21 protein-coding genes are annotated in these 20,835 nt (G+C 36.6%); 7 read left to right on the top strand and 14 right to left on the bottom strand.

The window, feature by feature from the left end; translation table 11 throughout:
- Positions 1-393 precede the first annotated feature (393 nt).
- From ACH0B5_RS11030 to ACH0B5_RS11010, 5 genes are all read right to left on the bottom strand, one after another.
- A complete protein-coding gene (locus tag ACH0B5_RS11030; protein WP_122971671.1) occupies positions 394-1,020 on the bottom strand; it encodes a DUF3231 family protein in 627 nt (208 codons plus the stop codon).
- A gap of 242 nt (positions 1,021-1,262) precedes the next feature.
- Entirely contained in the window at positions 1,263-1,727 is a 465-nt protein-coding gene (locus ACH0B5_RS11025; protein WP_122971670.1) for a DUF421 domain-containing protein, read from the bottom strand.
- A 247-nt stretch (positions 1,728-1,974) separates the two neighbouring features.
- Positions 1,975-2,484, bottom strand: a complete 510-nt coding sequence (locus tag ACH0B5_RS11020) for a YfiT family bacillithiol transferase (protein WP_122971669.1) — start codon at positions 2,482-2,484, stop codon at positions 1,975-1,977.
- Positions 2,485-2,678: 194 nt separating this feature from the next.
- Positions 2,679-3,563, bottom strand: coding sequence for a DMT family transporter (locus ACH0B5_RS11015; protein WP_122971668.1), 885 nt, complete (start codon positions 3,561-3,563; stop codon positions 2,679-2,681).
- A 146-nt stretch (positions 3,564-3,709) separates the two neighbouring features.
- Positions 3,710-4,588, bottom strand: a complete 879-nt coding sequence (locus ACH0B5_RS11010) for a DMT family transporter (protein WP_122971667.1) — start codon at positions 4,586-4,588, stop codon at positions 3,710-3,712.
- A 234-nt stretch (positions 4,589-4,822) separates the two neighbouring features.
- On the opposite strand from ACH0B5_RS11010, the gene ACH0B5_RS11005 reads away from it, so the two are divergent.
- The 5 genes from ACH0B5_RS11005 (at position 4,823) to ACH0B5_RS10985 (ending at position 9,136) form a co-directional block, all read left to right on the top strand.
- Positions 4,823-5,407: a GNAT family N-acetyltransferase gene (locus ACH0B5_RS11005; protein WP_122971666.1), complete on the top strand. Its 585-nt coding sequence runs from the start codon at positions 4,823-4,825 to the stop codon at positions 5,405-5,407.
- A 291-nt stretch (positions 5,408-5,698) separates the two neighbouring features.
- Positions 5,699-6,319: an NAD(P)-dependent oxidoreductase gene (locus tag ACH0B5_RS11000; RefSeq protein WP_122971665.1), complete on the top strand. Its 621-nt coding sequence runs from the start codon at positions 5,699-5,701 to the stop codon at positions 6,317-6,319.
- A 273-nt stretch (positions 6,320-6,592) separates the two neighbouring features.
- Positions 6,593-6,910 (top strand): PadR family transcriptional regulator, encoded by a 318-nt coding sequence (locus tag ACH0B5_RS10995; protein ID WP_122971664.1) that lies wholly within the window; start codon positions 6,593-6,595, stop codon positions 6,908-6,910.
- The gene (locus ACH0B5_RS10990) at positions 6,897-7,463 is read left to right on the top strand and encodes a DUF2812 domain-containing protein (RefSeq protein WP_406927830.1); all 567 of its coding nucleotides are present in this window, start codon (positions 6,897-6,899) and stop codon (positions 7,461-7,463) included. The genes ACH0B5_RS10995 and ACH0B5_RS10990 overlap by 14 nt, the downstream gene beginning before the upstream one ends.
- A gap of 197 nt (positions 7,464-7,660) precedes the next feature.
- Entirely contained in the window at positions 7,661-9,136 is a 1,476-nt protein-coding gene (locus ACH0B5_RS10985) for an MFS transporter (protein ID WP_122971662.1), read from the top strand.
- 136 nt (positions 9,137-9,272) lie between these two features.
- Here ACH0B5_RS10985 and ACH0B5_RS10980 read toward each other — a convergent pair whose 3' ends face one another.
- The 8 genes from ACH0B5_RS10980 to ACH0B5_RS10945 all read right to left on the bottom strand — a co-directional run bounded on the left by ACH0B5_RS10980 (position 9,273) and on the right by ACH0B5_RS10945 (position 18,341).
- Positions 9,273-10,046 carry a PH domain-containing protein gene (locus ACH0B5_RS10980; RefSeq protein WP_406927829.1) on the bottom strand — a complete coding sequence of 258 codons (774 nt, stop codon included), beginning with the start codon at positions 10,044-10,046 and terminating at the stop codon, positions 9,273-9,275.
- Between the two features lie 190 nt (positions 10,047-10,236).
- The gene (locus tag ACH0B5_RS10975) at positions 10,237-11,082 is read right to left on the bottom strand and encodes a methyl-accepting chemotaxis protein (RefSeq protein ID WP_406927828.1); all 846 of its coding nucleotides are present in this window, start codon (positions 11,080-11,082) and stop codon (positions 10,237-10,239) included.
- Between the two features lie 20 nt (positions 11,083-11,102).
- Entirely contained in the window at positions 11,103-12,557 is a 1,455-nt protein-coding gene (gene yfmT / locus ACH0B5_RS10970) for a benzaldehyde dehydrogenase (protein WP_406927827.1), read from the bottom strand.
- A 204-nt stretch (positions 12,558-12,761) separates the two neighbouring features.
- Positions 12,762-14,264 carry a malate:quinone oxidoreductase gene (locus tag ACH0B5_RS10965; protein WP_406927826.1) on the bottom strand — a complete coding sequence of 501 codons (1,503 nt, stop codon included), beginning with the start codon at positions 14,262-14,264 and terminating at the stop codon, positions 12,762-12,764.
- 404 nt (positions 14,265-14,668) lie between these two features.
- Positions 14,669-15,526 carry a hypothetical protein gene (locus tag ACH0B5_RS10960; RefSeq protein WP_406927825.1) on the bottom strand — a complete coding sequence of 286 codons (858 nt, stop codon included), beginning with the start codon at positions 15,524-15,526 and terminating at the stop codon, positions 14,669-14,671.
- A gap of 30 nt (positions 15,527-15,556) precedes the next feature.
- A complete protein-coding gene (locus ACH0B5_RS10955) occupies positions 15,557-15,964 on the bottom strand; it encodes a DUF5412 domain-containing protein (protein ID WP_241559296.1) in 408 nt (135 codons plus the stop codon).
- Positions 15,965-16,186: 222 nt separating this feature from the next.
- Complete coding sequence (locus ACH0B5_RS10950; protein WP_406927824.1) at positions 16,187-16,696, bottom strand: GNAT family N-acetyltransferase; 510 nt, start codon at positions 16,694-16,696, stop codon at positions 16,187-16,189.
- A 28-nt stretch (positions 16,697-16,724) separates the two neighbouring features.
- The gene (locus ACH0B5_RS10945) at positions 16,725-18,341 is read right to left on the bottom strand and encodes a M20/M25/M40 family metallo-hydrolase (protein ID WP_406927823.1); all 1,617 of its coding nucleotides are present in this window, start codon (positions 18,339-18,341) and stop codon (positions 16,725-16,727) included.
- 229 nt (positions 18,342-18,570) lie between these two features.
- Between ACH0B5_RS10945 and ACH0B5_RS10940 the strand changes: the two genes are divergently transcribed.
- Together ACH0B5_RS10940 and ACH0B5_RS10935 are read left to right on the top strand one after the other, a co-directional pair.
- A complete protein-coding gene (locus ACH0B5_RS10940) occupies positions 18,571-18,969 on the top strand; it encodes a GyrI-like domain-containing protein (RefSeq protein WP_341361659.1) in 399 nt (132 codons plus the stop codon).
- A gap of 164 nt (positions 18,970-19,133) precedes the next feature.
- Positions 19,134-19,535, top strand: coding sequence for a (deoxy)nucleoside triphosphate pyrophosphohydrolase (locus ACH0B5_RS10935; RefSeq protein ID WP_341361658.1), 402 nt, complete (start codon positions 19,134-19,136; stop codon positions 19,533-19,535).
- Positions 19,536-19,584: 49 nt separating this feature from the next.
- Here the strand turns inward: ACH0B5_RS10935 and dcm are convergent, their stop codons facing one another.
- The gene (dcm, locus tag ACH0B5_RS10930; protein ID WP_406927822.1) at positions 19,585-20,835 is read right to left on the bottom strand and encodes a DNA (cytosine-5-)-methyltransferase; all 1,251 of its coding nucleotides are present in this window, start codon (positions 20,833-20,835) and stop codon (positions 19,585-19,587) included.

Below are 20,835 nucleotides of genomic sequence, written 5' to 3'. Positions count from 1 at the left end.
TTAGATTCATCAAATGTTGGTAGCTCATAAGAGGGTGGAGCAAAGACATTATGTGGGTCTAAGTTATCCCAGCCAATTCCGTTATATCGACGCAAATATTATAGAGCCTTAAAAGTGAAGTTCCTAGTACAAAGCCAACAAATTTATTCCAAAAAATTTATACTTCTTTCTTGAAAGCCTAGGATTAATCAAGTAATCTAAAATTATATATTATGTATTTATTTTTTAAACTTATTGCTTTTGCAATAACGTTAGGGAAGAACACAAATAGTCTATGGACAATTACTTGGGTATTTTATGCCCTTTAAATTGTTCCGTAGGCTATTTTTTTTGCATTTTCGGAAGTATCTGAAGGGAGAGGAAAAAATGTCTAGCACTTTAAGACGTACAAAGTTAAAAGGTTGGTATGAATACTATCGTGAATGTTGCCCTATATGCAAACACACTGGCGGTTGTATGAGAAATGAAGATACCCGTTATATTTGTTTCAATCATACGATATAAATTCCCAAACTCAACTGTATTTAATGTACGCTTATTCCCAAAAATGTTGGTACCTTTTAAGTAATCCTCACCCGATATATAATTGGTTGATGTTGGCATCACAACAAAAGTCGGGCGTGTATAAAGGTTTTTATCAAGCAAATACTGTGTAAAATGGCCATAAAAGTTTTCCGTTACTTCAGACATTTTCTTGTAAAGTTTGATAATGTCTTGACGGTATGCCATTGTTAAGTGGAGTACGTACATCCCCATGCTGATTTCCTTCAGTACTCGGCAAAGCATAATGTCAAAACCATTGTCCCATAACTTTGGTGCGTCTAAATTTACATCCTCTTTAGTAAAACCTTCTGGAATAACTGCCCCTTCATTTTCAAGCGTAGTCTTCATTTCCATAATGATTGGGTGAAGTTGATTCCAGAGATCCGACATGAGATCCTTTGCTCTTTGATCATCCGATTTCTCGATAAAATATTCCAATATACGCAAAATCATTGATTTTTTTGATAAGTCATCCATAGTGCTCCAAGCTCAGAGGAACTCATTTTCGGTTTTTCAATCATAAGATGATACACTCCTATTTTCCGCATTTTTCACTGAAAATAGTATTTGTATTTACATGTTGGTTATACAACTAAAGAGTAGAAAAATGAATATGTATTTACAATCTCCAATACACTGGAAGAGGCACATTTCTTAAAGAATTGCGCCAAATTGTTCATAGATTATTAATAGTTATAAGTGATTAAATATGCTTACCCTCAAGTAAATTTACTAATTTTTTCTTTCACCGATATATCTCCATTAAACTCGAGATAGCATAGTTCGACGTCATCAAGTACAAAAAAGCCTTTTAATCGTAAAAGTGCAAGTAGTTCATCTTCGGACATTCTTTCTTTTTCTAAAGCCTCCTTATTGATTTCACCATGCTTTATTAAAAGGAGAGGCTCCCCGATAAACATTTTTTCTGCCCTTTTTGACTTCGTTGTGATCCAATCAAATAGATAAATGGTTACTACTAATAGAATAAAAAGTACGATTGTAAACCATAAAGGATAATCTTGGTTAAGCGTTACGTCCCATCCGATACTTGTCATCAGTACCATAAACGCAAAGTCAATTGGAGTTGATTGATTTAACTCCTTATTCCCCATAAAACGAAAAACGATAAACATTAAAATGAGTACAAGCGGAAATTCAACTAAAATCTGACTCATTTTATCCATAGATTTCCCCTTTCAAAATATCGAAATTTATTTTTTATTTATATACCTCCTTAATTTATTTGATAAACTTTACGTTTATTGTAATTAAAATGGGCATAATTACTAATTTCCACAATCTTGCCGTCAATAAAAAAACCCTTTCCTTCCTCTAGGAAAGCGTTATGCACGTTTATTTAAATTGAACATAAACGTTAAAATAAAAAAATCGGCTTATCGAAGTTCAATAAGCCAATTTCAACATAGTGTACTATTTTGATAATGCAATTTTTATATGGGCTAAGTGATGCTCTTCGTGCCAAGCTAATTTTGCAACTTTTGTTGCGACGGTTATTTTACCGTTTTTTTGGTGGGTAAAAGCTCGATCTAATTGCTCTTCCGTTAAACTTTGTCCTAAAGATACGATGCGCTCATTTATACCTTCTAGCATTTTAATCGAACTTAGTACAGGGAGCTTTGTATCTGGTTGTATAGCCCATTTCTCTTCATCAAAAGCTGGTACTATTGGATTGTCATCTGTTAAAGCCAGCTTCAAACGTTGATACATATTCAGTTGAGAATCTGCAATGTGATGAACAAGTTGACGAACTGTCCAGCTTCCATCACGATACGTTTTGTTGAATTCCTCTTCACTTAATGAGCTAACCGTTTCCCTTAATCGAATCGTATAAGATTCAATTTCCTTTAGCCATTCTCGAACATTTTCTAGTGTCACTTTTTCAGGAACCTGCAATTGTCCAATCGGGTATTTTACGTCCATTTTCAATCCCCTTTTCCACTTATTAAATGAAGTTTGCAACTGCCCATCATTATGTTCTTAATTTCACATTAAGAAGAACAATCTCTCTATGTTACTTCTTCAAAAGAGATATATAATCCTTTGATTTTCTTGGATTTTCGTCAGTAAAATATATAAGCTGATGGGTTATAAAAATAACTCATCAGCTTTTTTAATTACTCTTCTGTCACAACGTGGGACTTTTTATTAATTAAATAAATACTTAGTATGATGAGGGCCATTCCTAAAATTAAAGATATGGTAAATGGTTCATCTAAGAAAATCGTACCGAGTAGCACTGCAATTAAAGGGACTAAAAATGTGAAAGAGCTGACTTTTCCCGCCTCTCCTTTACTCATTAATCGATTATATAAAACAAATGCTATAGCTACACCAAAAATTGCACCGTATATTAAACAAACGATAAATGACGCGTTCCATTCAATTGTCCGAATGTCTTCTGCTCCTAAACCATAAAACAACATACAAAAACCACCAATTATATTTTGTAAAGCAACTAACCAAAACCCATGTACGACATTGCTCTTGACTTTTACATAAATGGTGCCAATCGCCCAACCAATAGCGGTAATTAACGCAAATACAAATCCAATCGGTGCAACCTTCCCGCTAATTCCATCTAAACTTACCATCACAACCCCTAAAAATCCTATAAACACACCGATCATTTTGTTTCGAGTAAGCGGTTCTTTTAGGAAGGGCCATGCTAGCACAACAACAAGCACCGGTTGGAAATACACAATGACCGAGTATAAGCCAGCCGGTAAATATTGCAACCCAATCGACTGCATACCATAAAAGAGAATGACATTAAATATACTCGAAATCACATAAATGGACCAATTTTCTCTCCATTTTATTTGTCTCCATTGTGGTAGTAGGATTAAAGCAAATAACAATCCTGCGATTATTGAACGGATTCCTGAAAATAATACTGGTGGCGAAAACTGTAAAGCATATTTATAAATCGGCCATACCGATCCCCATATACAGACTAGTGAAATTAGACTAATGATCGTTTTACTATTACTATTTTTCACGTTATTTATTCCTTCCCCAAAAATGATACTTTACTATTTTCCTATAATTAAAATTTAAATGCAAAATGTTAGTAACAACGTTCCTCCTTGGAGAATCGAATAACCCCCTCCTTACTAGACAGACTAGTATTATGAGGGGGCTATAATTAAATTTTATTTTCTACGGTTTTCTTCTGAAAATTGCTATTTACAAGATAGATTCCAATAATAATAAACATGCCGCCTACGATAATGGAAGGGTATAATGGCTCCCCTAATAGTAACCAGCCAGATATGACACCAAAGAAAGGTGCTAAAAATAAATAAGCACTCGTTCTTCCAGGATCGCCTTTTTGTAAAAGATAATACCAGACGGCAAATTGAACAATTGAAGACATAATACTTAACCATAATAAAATAAGTAATGAATGACTGTTTAAAATAAAAAATGATTTTTCAAACATAAAGCTGCTAAGTAAAAGCAGTAATCCACCAAAAAGCATTTGATAGGCGGATAAAACCCACGTATCGAAATGGATTCCCCATTTATTCGCTAACAAAGTAGCAATTGCCCAAAAAACGGCAGAAAGAATACCATAGAGAATACCAATCTTAAAATCTATTTGTGCTCCCATTGTAATACTTACCCCTACTAATCCAAAAAGAACACCAACCCATTGATAAAGTCTATATTTTGTTTTTAAAAAGATCGTACTCAATACTACAACGAGCAACGGGTTCGTGAATGTAAGAATGGAAGATTCGCTCGCTGTGATGGTCCGTAAACTTAAAAAAATACACCCCATAACACCAGCCGTTTGAAAAGCACCAATCGTAAACATTTTCATCCAATTTTTGATAGATGTCGGATGCGGTCTTTTTAAAATAAACACAATTACCGCCATAATAAGTCCGGCAAGGGTAAAGCGAAGTGCTGCTAATAACAACGGGGACGAGTATGGTAAACCAAACTTTACGACAGCAAAAGAAGAACCCATTAAAAATGTGGTTAAAAGTATTAACAGTGTAAATTTGAACGTATTCATTTTTTTATCTCCCTACTTCATTGAATGACCAATCTGTCTGTTCATTATAACAGCCCTATATTTCAACTATAATCGAAATATTGATGTAGATGGAAATAACTTTAAGAAGACAAGGAAAAAATTTACACCCTAACAAACTAACCCATGCAACGAGTAGGCCCACCGTTTGCCCTAGAAATATAAAAGGGTTAGACTTAACAATTGAATAGTGAAAATATGGAAGGTTGGATATGAATGATTAGAATGGCCACCCAAAACGATCGTATGGAAATTGCAAAACTGTTATGGGTAATCTTTGAGGATATGGAGTTACCTTTACTTAAGAAAATTTCTAAAAATAAATTACTTGAAATGGTAGCAGAATCCGTTGCCGACCCTACATATCGATTTGGTTTTAAAAGAGGCTTAGTATATGAGGTAAATGGCGAAATTGCTGGGATTATTTTTGGCTATCCCGCAGAAGACGAATCGATCATTGATGAGCCATTTAGAAATGTATTAAGTAAAAACGGTTTTGATCCTAATGAAAATTTGTTTGTCGATAAAGAGACACTTCCAGATGAATGGTATATCGATTCCGTCGTCGTAAACGGAAAATTTAGAGGAATGGGGATTGGCTCTGCTTTACTGAACGAAATGAGTAAAACGGCGTTAGATGCCGGTTATCATACGATTGGTCTTAATGTTGATATGGCGAATCCGAAAGCGAAAAAATTATATGCTAATTTAGGATACAAGAAAGTTGCTGATTTAGTCATTAGTGGCCATCAATATGAACATATGTGTAAAACTTTATCTGTTGATTCATTTAGAAAATAAGATACCCACCACCAAGAAACCAGAGTAGCCTGTACTGCTCTGGTTATTTTCATTTACAATAGGCCTACAACTTTACATTCCTTTAGTAATTCCCCTTCCTGAATCCGCCCTTCCACCTACATATAATGTCTTTGCTTGAATTTCCGAAAAAAATATTTTTATAACGGAAAGGATAATTTTAAATAAAGTTAGATTTCTTTCCTCATTTATAAAGGGATTGTGAAATTATATAATATACTTTAGTAATAGTAGCTCAGTGTTATGTTCGGATTCATACAAGGAGGTTCACTAGTGAATATATTAATTTTAGGTGGAACTGGACGAGTTGGAAGTCAAATAGTTTCTTATGCCCTTCATGACGGACATCAGGTTACTGTACTAGTTCGCACTCCAGAGAAGATTCAAACAAATCAAGAAAATTTAACTATAATTCAAGGTAATGTTTTAAATAAAAATGATATCATACGTGCGATGCATGGGATTGATGTCATTATTAGTGCACTCAATACTGATGGAGGAAACACTTTATCAGAAAGTATGCCACTTATTATAGAAGCTATGGAAAAAGAAGGTATAAAACGAATTATCACTATAGGAACTGCCGGAATCCTGCAAAGTAGAATTAGCCCAAAATTATTGCGTTATCAGTCAAGTGAATCAAAACAAAAGTCCGTACGTGCTGCCGAAGAACATAATAAAGTGTACGATATGCTCCAACAATCAAACCTCGAATGGACAATCGTCTGTCCTACATATTTGCCGGATGGAGAAAGATTAGGTAACTATCGAATAGAACGCCATTTTTTACCGGAGGGTGGTAGTAAAATTTCAGTCCCGGATACAGCAGAATTTGCATTTAGCCAAATACAAAGTAACGATTATATAAAAACGCGTGTAGGTATCGCCTACTAATATCGTAGTTATTCCATTAAAGGGTTACTTTTAAGTAAATATATTCCACAATCGGATGCGATTTTCATTAAAGAAAATCGCTTTTTTCCGTTATAGGGCAAGTCGCTTTCCGTTCCATAAGGAAAGCGGCTTTTTAGCTTGATTTCCCCTTGCTATCAAGCTTTTTACTTTAGTTTCTTTAATTATTTTTGAAATTTGTTGACTATTCAGTTGAACTGTATTATATTCTTATTAAGTTGAACTATATAGTCGAACTGAATAAAGGATGAGAAGATGAAACATAAATTATTACCATTGTCTGAAACGATGCATTATATTTTATTAGCTTTGCGTGAGCCACTCCATGGCTATGCCGTCATGCAAAAGATAGAAACGATGAGTAACGGATCTGTTATTTTAGCAGCTGGTACATTATATGGTGCGATTGAGAACTTAAGTAAGCATGGTTGGATTGAACCTGTTGGAGAGGAAGGCCGGAGAAAAGTTTATATGATAACAGAGGAAGGAAGAGCGATTTTGAAAATGGAACAAAACAGGTTATTGCATATTTTATCTCTGTATGAAGGAAGTGCATCAAATGAAGAGATATAAGATATTTTTTGATATCGAAAAAGAGGAACAATGGCTGAACGAGCAATTACAAAAAGGTTATCGATGTACAAATACTAGCGGATTCGGAGTATATACTTTCGAAAAAACCGACAAAAAATATGTGATGCGACTGGATTATCAAGATTATTTATCAAAGAAAAAGTACGAAGAGTACAAAGGAATATATGAAGATTTCGGTTGGCATTATATAAATGGCTCCTGGCTTGGTGGCATTCAATATTGGCAAAAAGAAGACGATAATCAAAATGAAATCTTCTCGGATCGCCAATCGAAGAGTAATTATTATAAAAGATTGATGGGTTATTCATCTAGTTTATGTGTACTGTTATTGTTTGTCTCTTATTTGCTTTTTAAAGATTCAGGTTTATATTTAACAGAAGGTCTTTGGAGCATGGAAGGTTCCTTATTCTGGAAAGCATTGTTATTTGAAACTCCATTTGCCCTTTTAAGATTGCTTCCTGCCCTTATGCTCGTTTTCTTTGGTTTCAGTTTTTATAAAGCATATCGTAAATATTCAATGTTAAAAGAATAATCCGAGGAGTTCATTTCGAACTTTTTTGATTCAAAGAAGTAGCCGAAGATAAAATAAACTACCCATGATGCGCTTTTCTAAAAATAGGAAAAGCGTTTTTTATTTTTCTCAAACTGAGGAAATATGAAAAGATATAAATCAATAAATTTTGGACATTTTAAGATAAGTACCAATAAATCAACAAGGAGGCTTTTCGATTGGCTGATAACAAAAACGAATATAGCCAAAAATCGAAACCAAAGTTGAAGAAAGAAGAAATTACCATCGTTGACACGAAATCAGCACGGAAGGCCGTTGTAGCAACTGCTGTTGGTAATGGAATGGAATGGTTTGATTTTGGTATTTACTCTTATCTCGCTGCAACAATTGGACAAGTATTTTTCCCTGAAGTAAGCGGTCCTATGCAATTAGTATTTTCTTTTGCAACCTTTGCCGTTGCCTTTGTTGCTCGCCCACTTGGTGGCATTTTCTTTGGGATGCTTGGGGACCGGTTAGGCCGTAAAAAGGTTTTAGCCATCACCTTAATCATGATGGCTCTGGCTACGTTAAGTATTGGTTTAATCCCAAGTCATGCATCGATTGGCTACACTGCTACTGTCCTTTTACTCATCGCTCGTTTAGTTCAAGGATTTTCATCGGGTGGTGAGTATTCAGGGGCTATGACATTTATTGCCGAATCCACTCCTGATAAGAAAAGAGGATTTATGTCTAGTGCTCTTGAGGTCGGTACCTTAGTTGGCTATATCGCAGGAGCTGGCCTTGTTACATTACTCACCTATATTTTAGGGGAAGAAACCATGTTAGATTGGGGTTGGCGTATTCCCTTCTTCTTATCTGCCCCAATTGGGTTAATTGGCTTTTATTTGCGAAATAATTTAGAAGAAACCCCTGCTTTTGAGGCAATGAAGGAAGAAAAATCAGAAGATGAAGATGTATCTGTAAAGGATATTTTACTGTTCCATTGGAGAGCTATCCTGATCGGTATGTTCGTTGTTTTCTTTTATATCGTTGTAAACTATACCGTTTTATCTTACATGCCGTCCCATTTAACGGCTGTTCTTGGCTATGGAGAAACAGAAGGACTTTTGTTAATTGTCATTGTGATGGTGATAATGATTCCAATAGTTCTATTAATGGGTTATTTTAGTGACCGGATTGGAGCAAAGAAAATCATTCAAGGCGGTTTAATTGGGTTGATCCTTTTAAGTATACCTGCCTTTAATTTGATTGCTAGTGATAACACCATACTTGTATTTTTAGGATTAATGATTCTCGGCATATTTTCCTCTTCTTTTCAAGGGACCATGCCAGCGTTATTACCTTCCCTATTTTTTACGAATGTACGCAATGGGGCACTGGCGATTACATTTAATATTTCCGCATCATTGTTCGGTGGTACGACACCATTACTTATTTCTTGGTTAATTAGCAAAACGATGAATGAAATGATACCTGCCTACTATCTCATTTTTGCATCGATTGTCGGAATTATTGTAGTAACCATCTTTCTAAAAGAGACTTCCGGTAAGGCTCTTCGAGGTTCACCGCCAGCGGTTGAAGAGAAAATTGAAATAAAAGAAATTTTAGAAGAACCAGAAGAAGCATTATGGTGGCACGATGAAAAGAAAGAACTAGATGAGCGTATTGAAAATCGTTCAGAAGATGAGAAGTAGCAGCATAACCCCCGTTCTACAATTTAGGACGGGGGTATGCTTATATTAGGTAAAAAAGCATTCATCCTTTATGGATAAAATGCTTTTTTGATAACATGCCATTAACTTTTACTGACTTAGGATGGCTATCTATGAATTATATTCCTAATAGTTGTTTCTTCTTTGCTTCAAATTCTTCTTGTGTAAGAATACCTGCATCTAATAACTCTTTAAATTTTAAAATCTCATCTGCAGCAGAAATGGATGGGTTTGTAGGCTGTGGAATATTTCCTTGAAAACTGGCAGATTTTAAGTTATCGAATACCTCGTGAATTTTGTTATTAATAGAAGTTGCAGAACCGGCATCTAATCCAACATTAAATTTTTCTTGAGGCGTATCGATTGTTAGTATCCCGAACACTAACCCTTTTTCAAAAGTAATGTCATTGATTTTGTCGAACTGAACAGCTTTGAATTTCTCTCCAGTTAAAGACTTCTGACCAAAAAGGATTCTTTTATTCGTAATAGCATAGGCGTAGTTACTGTCGTGTTTGGTAGCTGATATATAATTATGTAATCCTATAAACGTCATTAATACCTTTTCGCCCCGTAAAAGATTGTCTTGTAATACTTTAAAATGTTTAACTCCCCACTTATCTGTAAATCCTGAGCCGAAATTATTGTCTTTACAATATTGGTACATATTTTCAGCTCGTGACATTGGATCGTCGCCTAGTTTGTCTTCTTTTTCTTGGATAATGTTTTGGATTTCTTCTGCTGTGATTTTATTTAAATTAACAACCGTAACACCACCAGCTTTTTTTAAGCAACTCGGACAGATCCAAGCATCGGATTTCTTAATTTTAAACCGATTTAACCCTACTTCTTCATTACATACCCCACAAATAGCCTTTAAGTCAAAGAACCCCATCAAAACATCTCCTCTAAATTTTTATTCTGTTAAAATATTCAATTTAAGTCTATCATAGGTATCATATTTTGAGAATAAATAGTCATACATTACCACTTACGTTTAGGTCATTTAGAATGTCCAAAATAAGCGAAAACAAAAAACCTATAAACAATCAATAGGATTGAATGTTTATAGGTTAATTAAAGGTTTACTTCTTACTATCCCCATATAGCGAGTCTTCTGCTAATTGGGCTAGTTCTAAAGCTTTTCTATTAATTTCTTGGATTGTAGCGGAAAATTCTTGAATTGAGCCTGATTGAGTATCTGTTAATGAATTAATCTCGGAAAAGGCTTGATTCAACGTTGTTAAAAGTTCGTGGATATCTTTTGTAATAACGTTAATTTGATTTACATTTTCCTTTGAATAGGTAGCAAGCTTACGAATTTCATCAGCAACAACGGAAAAGCCTTTACCGACTTCCCCTGCTCTTGCTGCTTCAATCGCCGCATTTAACCCTAACAAGTTACTTTGGTCAGAAATTCCTTTTACAACGGCAGAGATTTCACTAATTTGTACAGCACTTGAGCTAACGTCTTTCATTTGGCCCGTAATGTCTGTTACACGACCTGAGAGTTGGGTAACCGAATCACTAATATCTTCAATCGATGCAGCCGTTTGTTCAACGATGGCAGAGAAGCTTTCCGCCATTTCAAATAGCTTGTTCGCCTTTTCTAAACTTGTTCCGATACCAACTCCGCCGATGACTTTCCCTCTCTCATCTCGCAATGGAATGGCACGAGCAACTAATGGGAATCCGAATAACTCTTTCGGAACAATCGCCGATAAACTAGAGTTTGTTCGAATTGCATCCGTTACAATATCCCCTTCAACTAATGGATCACCAGGTTTTACATTTAATGAAAAGGTTTTTCCGGGAATATTTAAAAGAAGTTTTTCAGTATCATAAATTCCTACCGTAATATCGTCTTGAATAAGGTCATTTAACAATGGTGCTACTTTTAAAAAGGCATTAATTAATTCATGTTGTGACATCAATTTTCACTCTTTTCCTCTTAATATGGTAAAACTCTTTGACCGTAGTTCACCGAAATCCATTTTAAAGTTGTAAATTCCTCTAAGCTCCATTCACCGTTTAAGCGGCCTAAGCCGGATTGTTTTTCTCCACCAAAGGCTACGATTGGTTCGTCATTGATTGTTAAATCATTAACATGGATCATTCCGGTATGTACTTTCTTCGCCATTTCCACTCCCCGCTCAACGTTGGACGTATGGATCGCACCACTTAAACCGAAACGGGTATTGTTCGCAATTTCAATTGCCTCTTCTTCCGTTTCAAACGGAATGACACATACGACTGGTCCGAATAACTCTTCTTGAGCTACCGTCATATCCGGCGTTACATCCGTTAAAATCGTTGGCTCTAGCAATCTTCCATTCACTTTTCCTTTAAGAAGTAGTGTTGCCCCTTCTGCCATTCCTTTTTCCACTAAAGCAACGAGGTTGTTCACTTGGCGGTCATTAATAATTGGCCCGATAATCGTTTCCGGATCTTTTGGATCGCCCACTTTCAATGAAGCAACTTTTTTCGCGTATCTTTCAATGAACTCGTGATAAATAGATTGTTGAACAAGAATTCGGTTAGCGGACATACAAATTTGCCCCTGATGAGTAAATCGGCTGAATGTAGCTGCATTGACCGCATATTCCAGATCAGCATCCTCTAATATAATAAAGGCACTGTTACCACCTAATTCTAATAAAGGCTTTTTAAAGTTTTTCACAGCTAGCTGTCCGATGTAACTTCCTACTTGGGTTGAACCCGTAAAGGAAATAATTCGAGGAATTGGGTGTTCTACAAAGGCATCGCCAATTTCGTTAATATCCGTTACTACGACGTTGATTAACCCTTTAGGAACTCCCACTTCTTCAAAAATTTTCCCAATTAATGTTCCGCCCATAATTGGTGTATCTTCATGGGGTTTTAACACGACACCATTACCTGCACCAAGGGCTGGGGCAACAGATTTCATCGATAGGAAAAATGGGAAGTTAAATGGACTAATGACGCCTACTACTCCAGCAGGAATTCGATATAAGCGATTTTCCACATCATCGATTGTAGACGGTAAAATTTTGCCTTCCATTCTTAATGGGAACGTAGCCGCTTCTTTAATAATGTTCTTAACAAGACCAATTTCAAAGGCTGCTTTTAGTCTTGTTCCCCCTAGTTCGTCCATAATAATGGCCGTAATCTCTTCTTCATGGTCTTCGATATACTGAACTGCCTTTTCAAGAATATCCCGTTTTTTATACGGGTTTACTTTATCCCACTCTAACTTTGCCTTTGCAGCAGCTTTGTAAGCTCCATCGATATCGTCAACATTTGCGATCTTGTAAGTTGTAATGATTTCATCGTTGTACGGATTAATATTGTTGAGCGTTCGACTACTTTGCCCGTCTCTCCATTCACCTGCAATAAACTGTTTGCCAAGCTGTTGAATGTCCATGTTAAAACCTCCCGAATGAGTATGTTTTTCAATAAGAATATCGACATAAGTAGAAAATACTTTACTAAAAGAGGAAAAAACGATTGATATTTAGCCCTATGCTATACCGAAAGGATAGTTCTTTTAGCATAAGAACAAAACAAAAAATCACCCCATCCCTATCGAAATGATAGAGTTGAGGTGATTTGTATCGTTTATATCAAATTAGCTATGAGATAATTCTTTATCGTTTAAACCAAGTACTTCTGCAGTAGATGATTGAACCTCTTGGATTAACTCTGGTTTGTCAGTTAAAGAAACGCCGTAAGTAGGAATCATTTCTTTAATTTTTGGCTCCCATTGTTTCACGTGTTGAGGGAAGCATTTTTCGATTACTTCAAGCATTACGTGAACAGCTGTTGATGCGCCCGGAGAAGCTCCAAGTAATGCAGCTACTGAACCGTCCGCAGCTGTTACAACTTCTGTACCGAATTGAAGTGTACCTTTACCGCCAGCTTCTGTATCTTTAATAACTTGAACACGTTGACCAGCTACTACAATATCCCAATCTTCCAGTTTCGCATTTGGAATAAACTCGCGTAACTCTTCTAAACGTTGTTCGTTTGATAACAATACTTGTTGGATCAAGTATTTTGTTAGAGACATTTCTTTCATACCTGCTGCTAACATTGTAAATACGTTGTTAGGTTTTACAGATGCGATTAAATCCATATAAGAACCTGTTTTTAAGAACTTCGGAGAGAAGCCTGCAAATGGTCCGAATAATAATGATTTTTTGTTATCAATATAACGAGTATCAAGATGCGGAACAGACATTGGTGGTGCACCCACTTTTGCTTTGCCGTAAACTTTCGCATGGTGTTGTTCCACGATTTCTTGGTTGTTACATACCATGAATAATCCACTTACTGGGAAACCACCGATATGTTTTGACTCAGGAATACCTGTCATTTGTAGTAATGGTAAGCTTCCGCCACCAGCACCGATGAAGACGAATTTTGCTTTATGGTATTCCATACGGCAACCGTCAAGATCGTGTACTTTTACTTCCCACATACCGTCTTTTGTACGTTTAAGATCTGAAACCGAATGTCTGTAGTTTACTTCTACGTTTTGGTTTTGTAAGTGTTCAAATAACATACGAGTTAAATTACCGAAGTTTACGTCCGTACCAGAGTCGATTTTCGTTGCAGCAATCGGTTCGTCTGTATTACGACCTTCCATAATAAGTGGAATCCATTGTTTTAGTTTTTCTGGATCCTCAGAATATTCCATGCCTTGGAATAACGGATTGTTCGAAAGTGCTTCAAAACGTTTTTTCAAGAACTCTACATTTTTATCTCCCATTACTAAGCTCATGTGTGGGATTGGCATAATGAAGTCTTGCGGATTGCTAATTAAGTTACTTTTTACAAGGTAAGACCAAAATTGTCTAGAAAGTTGGAACTGCTCATTAATTTTAATCGCTTTTGCAATATCGATAGAACCATCTGGTTTTTCAGTAGTATAGTTAAGCTCACATAATGCAGAGTGCCCTGTTCCCGCATTATTCCATTCGTTCGAGCTTTCTTCACCTGGTTTATCCAGTGCTTCGAACACTTTAATTTCCCAATCTGGTGCTAACTCTTTAAGTAAAGCTCCCAAAGTCGCGCTCATGACTCCGGCACCAATTAAGATAACGTCTGTTTTTTCATATCTAGTACTCATAATAACCTTCCTTATCTCCCCTATATTTGCAAAAAAGATGTAGGCGCTTTCGCTTTGGTGTTACAATTCCTAGGAAACCTAGAGACTCACCTTTTCTGTATTTATTATAATCATACCATAGTCTATTATAAATATTATGGTTAAAATATCTACTATTATCTAACAATAATAATACTCCTTTTATGTCAAATAAGTAAGAGAAAATTCCTTCCACTATCTCCAAAGAACGCTTAAAAACCAAAGATTTAGACGGGTTTTGCGGAAGGGGTTCCATCACATTTACGGTTATATGCTACTTAACGTAATTGAATTTCTCGTATAGATTCATTCCTTATTGAAAGCGGTTTATTTAGGAAGGGATTAAAATTTTTTAGAAGTTGAAAAAATTTTTTTAATAGGAAGATTTATTTTCGATAGATTCCATCTTTCCCACAAACGTACAAATAGTTCCCGCGCATGAATGTGTGGCCTAATACCCGTTTACCCGTTTCATCGACAAACTGAACTTTGTCTTTGGAAGCAAAGGTTTTCCCCTTTAAACGATAACGGATAAGCGTAGACTGATCTAATTGGCCGATGATTCCTTCTTCATCGACTAAAAATTGATGGATCATCGGGCTACCTTCTATACGGTTTCGTTGGATTTCTTTCAGATCGGACAGCTGAACGAACCAAAAATCATCATAATAATAGAAGTACACTTCCTTTGAGCTCACGACATTCATCGCATAACAATCACAAATGTCATAGTGTTGGGCACCCCAAAATTTTTCTCCATTCTGAGTGTAAGCAATGAGTCCGTCACTTCCCATCGGTTCTTCCCAGCCAAAATTACCAAATACGCCTTCATCAAAATAGCTGACCCAAATTGTGTCCTTCTCATCGATTTGAACTTGATTGATGCCATCTCCTAATGTAAAGGCGTCGATTAATTGACCGTTTTGATTGTATCTGCGGGCATTTCTTTCAACGTAATCACCATCTTTTACACAGCGCCCTTGAACAAGTAAAAGTGTCCCATCAGAAAATAAATCAACTTCCGTCGGCATAAGTGGCACATGAGGTAATATGACCGTTTCAATCGTTTCTCCGTTTATAATGCGAATCGTCCAATCCTTTTTAGGGACCGGGCGATTGAAAAAATCCAATTCTTCCAAACTACTTTCAATGAGCAATAATGTTCCATCATGGGCGATTTGACCACCTACAAAGTTGAATTTTGAATCGTATTCCATCCACTTATGTACAGTTATCTTTTCCATATGAATTCATTCCTATCATTCTTTTTTCGACTAGTTGATTCCTTTTCGATAATCATAAGATTGTTCAGGTAGTTCTAATGTCACATCGTTAATGCGAACCGTATCATCATCGATCCATTCGATTTCTGCGTCCTCTTCCCGATATTGCCAATAAATTTTTTTCGATTTCCTCTCTTCTTTATTAAAGATGAGTTCTCCAAGAACCGCATAGGAAATCGTCGCCCCTGAGTCTGATCGATAAGCATGAATAGTATAAGTGCCTTGAGGAGATGTGGATTCTGTGATGAAATCTTGTTTAAAACGGCTCCAATCAAAGAAAAGCCAGTAAACCCCATATCCAATTATCCCCGCTATTAGCAAACAGATAGTAAGTAATACGAGGAGCACCCGTTTTAAGATTCGTTTTTTTGTTTGATTTGCGTTCTTCTTTGCTGTCACGCCTATCACCTTTCGTTATGTAGCTTATGCAGTAGGCATATTTTTGGGCATGAAAAAGGGAGTAGTAAGTAAAGAAAAAGTATTAGTTCTATTTGCGTATAAGGACGTTATCGGAAGATAGGAAGTTTCGAAAATTGGCTATTTTAACAATAAATAACAAACGCAGTTTTAATGGAGCTAAAAAACCCCAAGGAGACATAGGTTTCACTGGGGTTTGGAGGATTATTTATTTAAAAACAACAACATCAAGTCTTCGTCGAGATATTGACCGTTGTGGTTTAGTGCCCTTGGTTCCACTCCGTACGTTTCAAATCCGAGAGACTGATATAGTTTTTTGGCGGATTCATTGGTTGAGACAACTTGTAAACGAATTTGTTCCACCCCGTCAAAATCCTTCGCTCGTGAAATGACTTCCTGTAGTAGCGCCTTACCGACTCCTTGACCGCGCGTCTCAGGTGCTACATACATCCCGTAAATCGTTCCTTTATGTTTTTCTTTCATACCCGTCTCTCGCACAAATCGTACAACGCCGAGCAACTCACCCTTTTCATCAAATGCCCCTAGTCCGTAACTATCTTCTGTTGCCCGAATACGTTCTTCCACCATTTCCTGTGTAAAGGCCACTTCCCGCTCATAAGTCGACCCAAAAGCTTCCGGATTTGTTTGCAATGCTCTTAAACGCAAAGATTGATAGACTTGTGCATCTTCTTGTTTTAATATACGGATGTTCATCGTTGACCCTCCACTTCTTCTTTACACTTCATGTTTCATCTATTTCATTTGCTGTTTCCTTCTCAACAAATCGTAAAAGTTGATAGATTAAGTCAGGCATTTCATAGAAAGCACTTTTCATATGGAGCCGCTCTGAAATTTGATGGGCGTCCTTCCCATATGGCCCAACATTCAACACAGGGGCATTAAATGTAGCAATATGGTCAAAAGGAATATCATATGAGCGTTTCCAAACAGGCGTATTCATTTCATATGCTTGCCAACCCGTATCCTCACTTTGTTGGCAGTAGCTTAAATCACTAATGCCATTAAAATAATGCACTTGTTGTAATGGTATTTCATATGGCTTTGATGCTTGTAATACTAATTCAATCGCCTTTTTCGCTAATGGATGATCACTCGAATTAACCGCAGGATAAAACGGTGGAACGAATAGCACAACAACTGCCGGCGCTAATTCCTGACAATGAATCATAAGTTTGTCTGCAATGAAAAATGATTGATCCCGTTCATCTAAATCTGCATTAGCCATTACTTCTCCAATTAATCGTTCCACCTCTTGTTCACCAAGCTTTTGCTTTGCATAGTTCAGTAGTTTACTATAACGAATCGTCCGTATTCGACCGATCGGATTCACATTCATTTTTGCACACACTTCATCATAGCGGGCTTGACACTTCTCCATCGCACGGACTGTCACTTGTTCAAATAAATCTAAAATTTCGGCAGCACTACGCTTCATTAAAAAAACGTTGTACATCGCCACTGCTCGGTAAGGCGTTTGGGTAGAATACTGCTCCTTCAAATCACGTAGTTTTAATGCAACAGGTAATGGTGTTTGCTCTCCATAAACCGTTTCAACAAAGGCGTCGTTCCATTCCATTTCAGTTGCTAAAAAGGCACTCATAAAAGGAGCACTTAGACCTTTTAAAGGCTCTCCCACATGGGTTTCTTTTCCGTAAAATAACGCAGCTGGCATTACCTTACCGATCGACCCGGTATAAATATATTCTTGTAAATCATAAGGGTCTTGTGAAAAAGAAGGTTCACTATTTAAAAAGAGGCAAATGTCAAGATCATATTGATTGGATACTTCTGCGATATGCTTTGCGGCTTGACGCATTCCAGCTGAGTTTACCTCTTCATCTGGCACCGTAATTAAAAGGAGGTTCATGTTCCACTGCTCTTCAATGGCACGCTCCAGCATTTGCATATGAAGGGCAAGCCCCATTTTCATATCCATAACACCGCGACCAAATAAGTAGTCTCCTGTATCCAGATCCTTTTGCGCCTGTTCATTTAACATCCCCTTTGCCTCTTTAAACGCTTGAGTTAACTCTTCTGGCAAAGTAGCAAGGGGCATGAGTGCACCATACTCTTCGATTTGAACTGTATCAAAATGGCTAATGAGCACCACAGTCTTTTTGGCCTTTGGATGCCTATATAACGCAGATACTACCTGTCTTCCCCCTTCCACCTCTACCGTTTGTAAATAGTCACGATTTTCTTGGAAGTACGGAAGGAGTTGAAACTTCGCATATAGTTTTTTAGAAAATTCTTGTTCTCCTTTTGTCAGCGTTTGGCTCTCCCAGCTCACAAGTTCACATAATAAACCTTTTAACTTCTCCGGCGTATCCCATTTCATAGACAGTTCCTCCCCTCTGTTAATTCAATTCGGCTATAGTAATAGTTAAACAAATGGTCTGGAAATACCTTTGGGAAGATGAAAATAAAAGATTTACTCGAGGTAAATTTTGGTATTGATGCCAGTAGGATTCTTCGTTATAATCATTATAAGAACAAATGTTCCCTTTTTTGAATTAAGTTAAGCGTTTAATAAAAGATTGGAAAAATTAGTGTGGAGTGATAACCTTATGAAATTAACAGTAATCAATAGTGTGCGAACGAATAATTTTAATGATGATCTTTTGCTACAAAAAATTTCAGGATTGTGGAAGGATGCATCTAGTCGTCTAACGGGGCAAGATAGTATTGTCTACGGTGTCTATCATACCTACGAGAGTAACTATAAAGGTGATTACACATTAAGTATTGCACTAGAAGATAGCCAAAACCAACCTTCCCTCGAAATACCGAATAACACAAAATATGAAATCTTTAATGTAGACACAGCAGATGAACAAGGCACTTTAAACACTTGGAAAACCATCTGGGAACGCGAGGAATCAGGTACACTGAACAGAGCGTACACTTACGATTTTGAGAAATATTATCCTAATGGAGAAATTGAGGTTTTTATAGCGATTAAATGATTTAAAGGGATGTTATAATGGGAAACCAATAAGACTTGGGTTCCCTCTATATTTTTACACAGACGAGCTGTTTGTCATTTATGAGAATATGCTGATTTATAAACAATTCTATTTTATTAATGATAAAATACAGGAAACCCAATGTTAAAAGCATGGAGGAATCAATGAAAAAACAAGTTCATGTAGTCGGAGCGATTATCGAAAATGACAAGAATGAAATCTTTTGTGCTTTAAGAAGTCCCAAAATGTCTCTACCGAACTATTGGGAATTTCCTGGTGGAAAAATTGAAGATGGGGAAACTCCTGAAGAAGCATTGGCTCGTGAAATCCAAGAAGAGTTCAACTGTACCATTTCAGTTGGAGAAAAAGTGGAAGATACCACTTACGAGTACGATAAAATGGTTGTTAGACTCGAAACTTACAAAGCAAAACTCGTTGATGGACAACCTACCGTATCGGAACACGCTGATACAAAATGGGTTACGCGTGAAGAAATTCGTTCCCTCAACTTTGCACCAGCAGATATTCCAGCGGTGGAGAAAATTATTAGATTTAAGAGTCAATAGGTTAGTTCTTTCATATAAAAAAGACCATGGTCTCCCATAGTCTTTGTCTTTAAATTAGTAACTCAATTTGCTCAGATGTTACATTTTCCTCTGCATCAATGTCTAAAATAGTTTTCCCCATTTTTGTTATTAGATCTACTACTAAAGCATTCCCCATACAAAAGTACCGCATACGATCTGGCATACCTGCCGTCCAGTTGTCTGGGAAGGAGTTTAAACGTTCACATTCAATTGGAGTTAAAAATCGTTTACGCCCATTCACTTCAACTATATGGCTACTTCTATTCACAGTACCTTCACTAGTCAACATTGTTCTACCCGGTCCATCAAGGTCATCTGTTGGAGACATTCCACCTTCAGAAAAGATATACTTATGTCCTGTTGCAGAGGTTCTTTCAATCTTTTTAGGACCACGTAAATATGCGAACTTTTCTGCTTGGGCCTCTGTTAGATAAAATTTCTCCTCTACCTTATCTTCATCTAAAAGAATATCTTTTAGAGGAATAAAAGATTCATTTGCCACTTCAGTATGAGCAGTGAAGAATTTTCCATCAATCATAACACCGGCAGTATGGAAACCAAAAGAAAATTCATCTGATATTTGTAAAATATCTAGCGGTAATTCATGCATAGACTCTCTACCTTTATAAGGTTCAAGTTTTACAGGAAAAGTCTTAGCAAAGAAACCTTCTTTAAATACGATTTCATTTTTACTAAATCTTAACTGCTTGTCCGCAAAATCCAAATCTTTTTTATATGCAAAAATAAATACCCTTCTCCGCTTTTGTGCACAGCCATATTCTGCTGCATTCACAACACGCCATTCAACGATATAGTTCAAATCTCTAAATGTTGCTAACATAATGGCGAAGTCACGACCGCGCTGTTTAGAAGGAGATTTTAATAAACGGTCCACGTTTTCAAGTAACACATATTTAGGATGGGAGTTTTCAAGTACCCTTTTAATTTCCCAAAATAGAACACCTTTTTTTCCCTCTAACCCCTTTTCACCAGAGAGAGAGCGAGCAACAGAGTAATCCTGACAGGGGAATCCACCAACTAATAAATCGATTTCAAGCTGTTGAAACACCTCGTCAGATACTGTAGTAATATCTTCATTACTGTGAATTCCTTCTGAGAAATTTCTCATATAACAATCAAAAGCATCTTGTGTTTTGCGTGATGGCTCCCATTGGTTTGCCCAAACTGTTTTAAAAACGTCCGAGTTCGCTTTTTCTAAACCTAATCGAAATCCGCCCACGCCCGCAAACAACTCGACTACATTCAGAGTTTTATCCAT

Origin of the sequence: Ureibacillus sp. 179-F W5.1 NHS (assembly GCF_045369345.1) — a bacterium.
Taxonomy (GTDB): domain Bacteria; phylum Bacillota; class Bacilli; order Bacillales_A; family Planococcaceae; genus Ureibacillus; species Ureibacillus halotolerans.
The sequence above is the reverse complement of the archived record's forward strand: the minus strand, read 5'-3'. Positions and strand labels throughout refer to the sequence as shown.

Bases quoted from the DNA above. Each gene is read 5' to 3' on its own strand.
- ACH0B5_RS11030 (WP_122971671.1), bottom strand. From the start codon at position 1,020: ATGGATGACTTATCAAAAAAATCAATGATTTTGCGTATATTGGAATAT.
- ACH0B5_RS11025 (WP_122971670.1), bottom strand. From the start codon at position 1,727: ATGGATAAAATGAGTCAGATTTTAGTTGAATTTCCGCTTGTACTCATT.
- ACH0B5_RS11020 (WP_122971669.1), bottom strand. From the start codon at position 2,484: ATGGACGTAAAATACCCGATTGGACAATTGCAGGTTCCTGAAAAAGTG.
- ACH0B5_RS11010 (WP_122971667.1), bottom strand. From the start codon at position 4,588: ATGAATACGTTCAAATTTACACTGTTAATACTTTTAACCACATTTTTA.
- ACH0B5_RS11005 (WP_122971666.1), top strand. From the start codon at position 4,823: ATGATTAGAATGGCCACCCAAAACGATCGTATGGAAATTGCAAAACTG.
- ACH0B5_RS10995 (WP_122971664.1), top strand. From the start codon at position 6,593: ATGAAACATAAATTATTACCATTGTCTGAAACGATGCATTATATTTTA.
- ACH0B5_RS10990 (WP_406927830.1), top strand. From the start codon at position 6,897: ATGAAGAGATATAAGATATTTTTTGATATCGAAAAAGAGGAACAATGG.
- ACH0B5_RS10980 (WP_406927829.1), bottom strand. From the start codon at position 10,046: ATGGGGTTCTTTGACTTAAAGGCTATTTGTGGGGTATGTAATGAAGAA.
- ACH0B5_RS10975 (WP_406927828.1), bottom strand. From the start codon at position 11,082: ATGTCACAACATGAATTAATTAATGCCTTTTTAAAAGTAGCACCATTG.
- yfmT (WP_406927827.1), bottom strand. From the start codon at position 12,557: ATGGACATTCAACAGCTTGGCAAACAGTTTATTGCAGGTGAATGGAGA.
- ACH0B5_RS10965 (WP_406927826.1), bottom strand. From the start codon at position 14,264: ATGAGTACTAGATATGAAAAAACAGACGTTATCTTAATTGGTGCCGGA.
- ACH0B5_RS10960 (WP_406927825.1), bottom strand. From the start codon at position 15,526: ATGGAAAAGATAACTGTACATAAGTGGATGGAATACGATTCAAAATTC.
- ACH0B5_RS10950 (WP_406927824.1), bottom strand. From the start codon at position 16,696: ATGAACATCCGTATATTAAAACAAGAAGATGCACAAGTCTATCAATCT.
- ACH0B5_RS10945 (WP_406927823.1), bottom strand. From the start codon at position 18,341: ATGAAATGGGATACGCCGGAGAAGTTAAAAGGTTTATTATGTGAACTT.
- ACH0B5_RS10940 (WP_341361659.1), top strand. From the start codon at position 18,571: ATGAAATTAACAGTAATCAATAGTGTGCGAACGAATAATTTTAATGAT.
- ACH0B5_RS10935 (WP_341361658.1), top strand. From the start codon at position 19,134: ATGAAAAAACAAGTTCATGTAGTCGGAGCGATTATCGAAAATGACAAG.
- dcm (WP_406927822.1), bottom strand. From the start codon at position 20,835: ATGGATAAAACTCTGAATGTAGTCGAGTTGTTTGCGGGCGTGGGCGGA.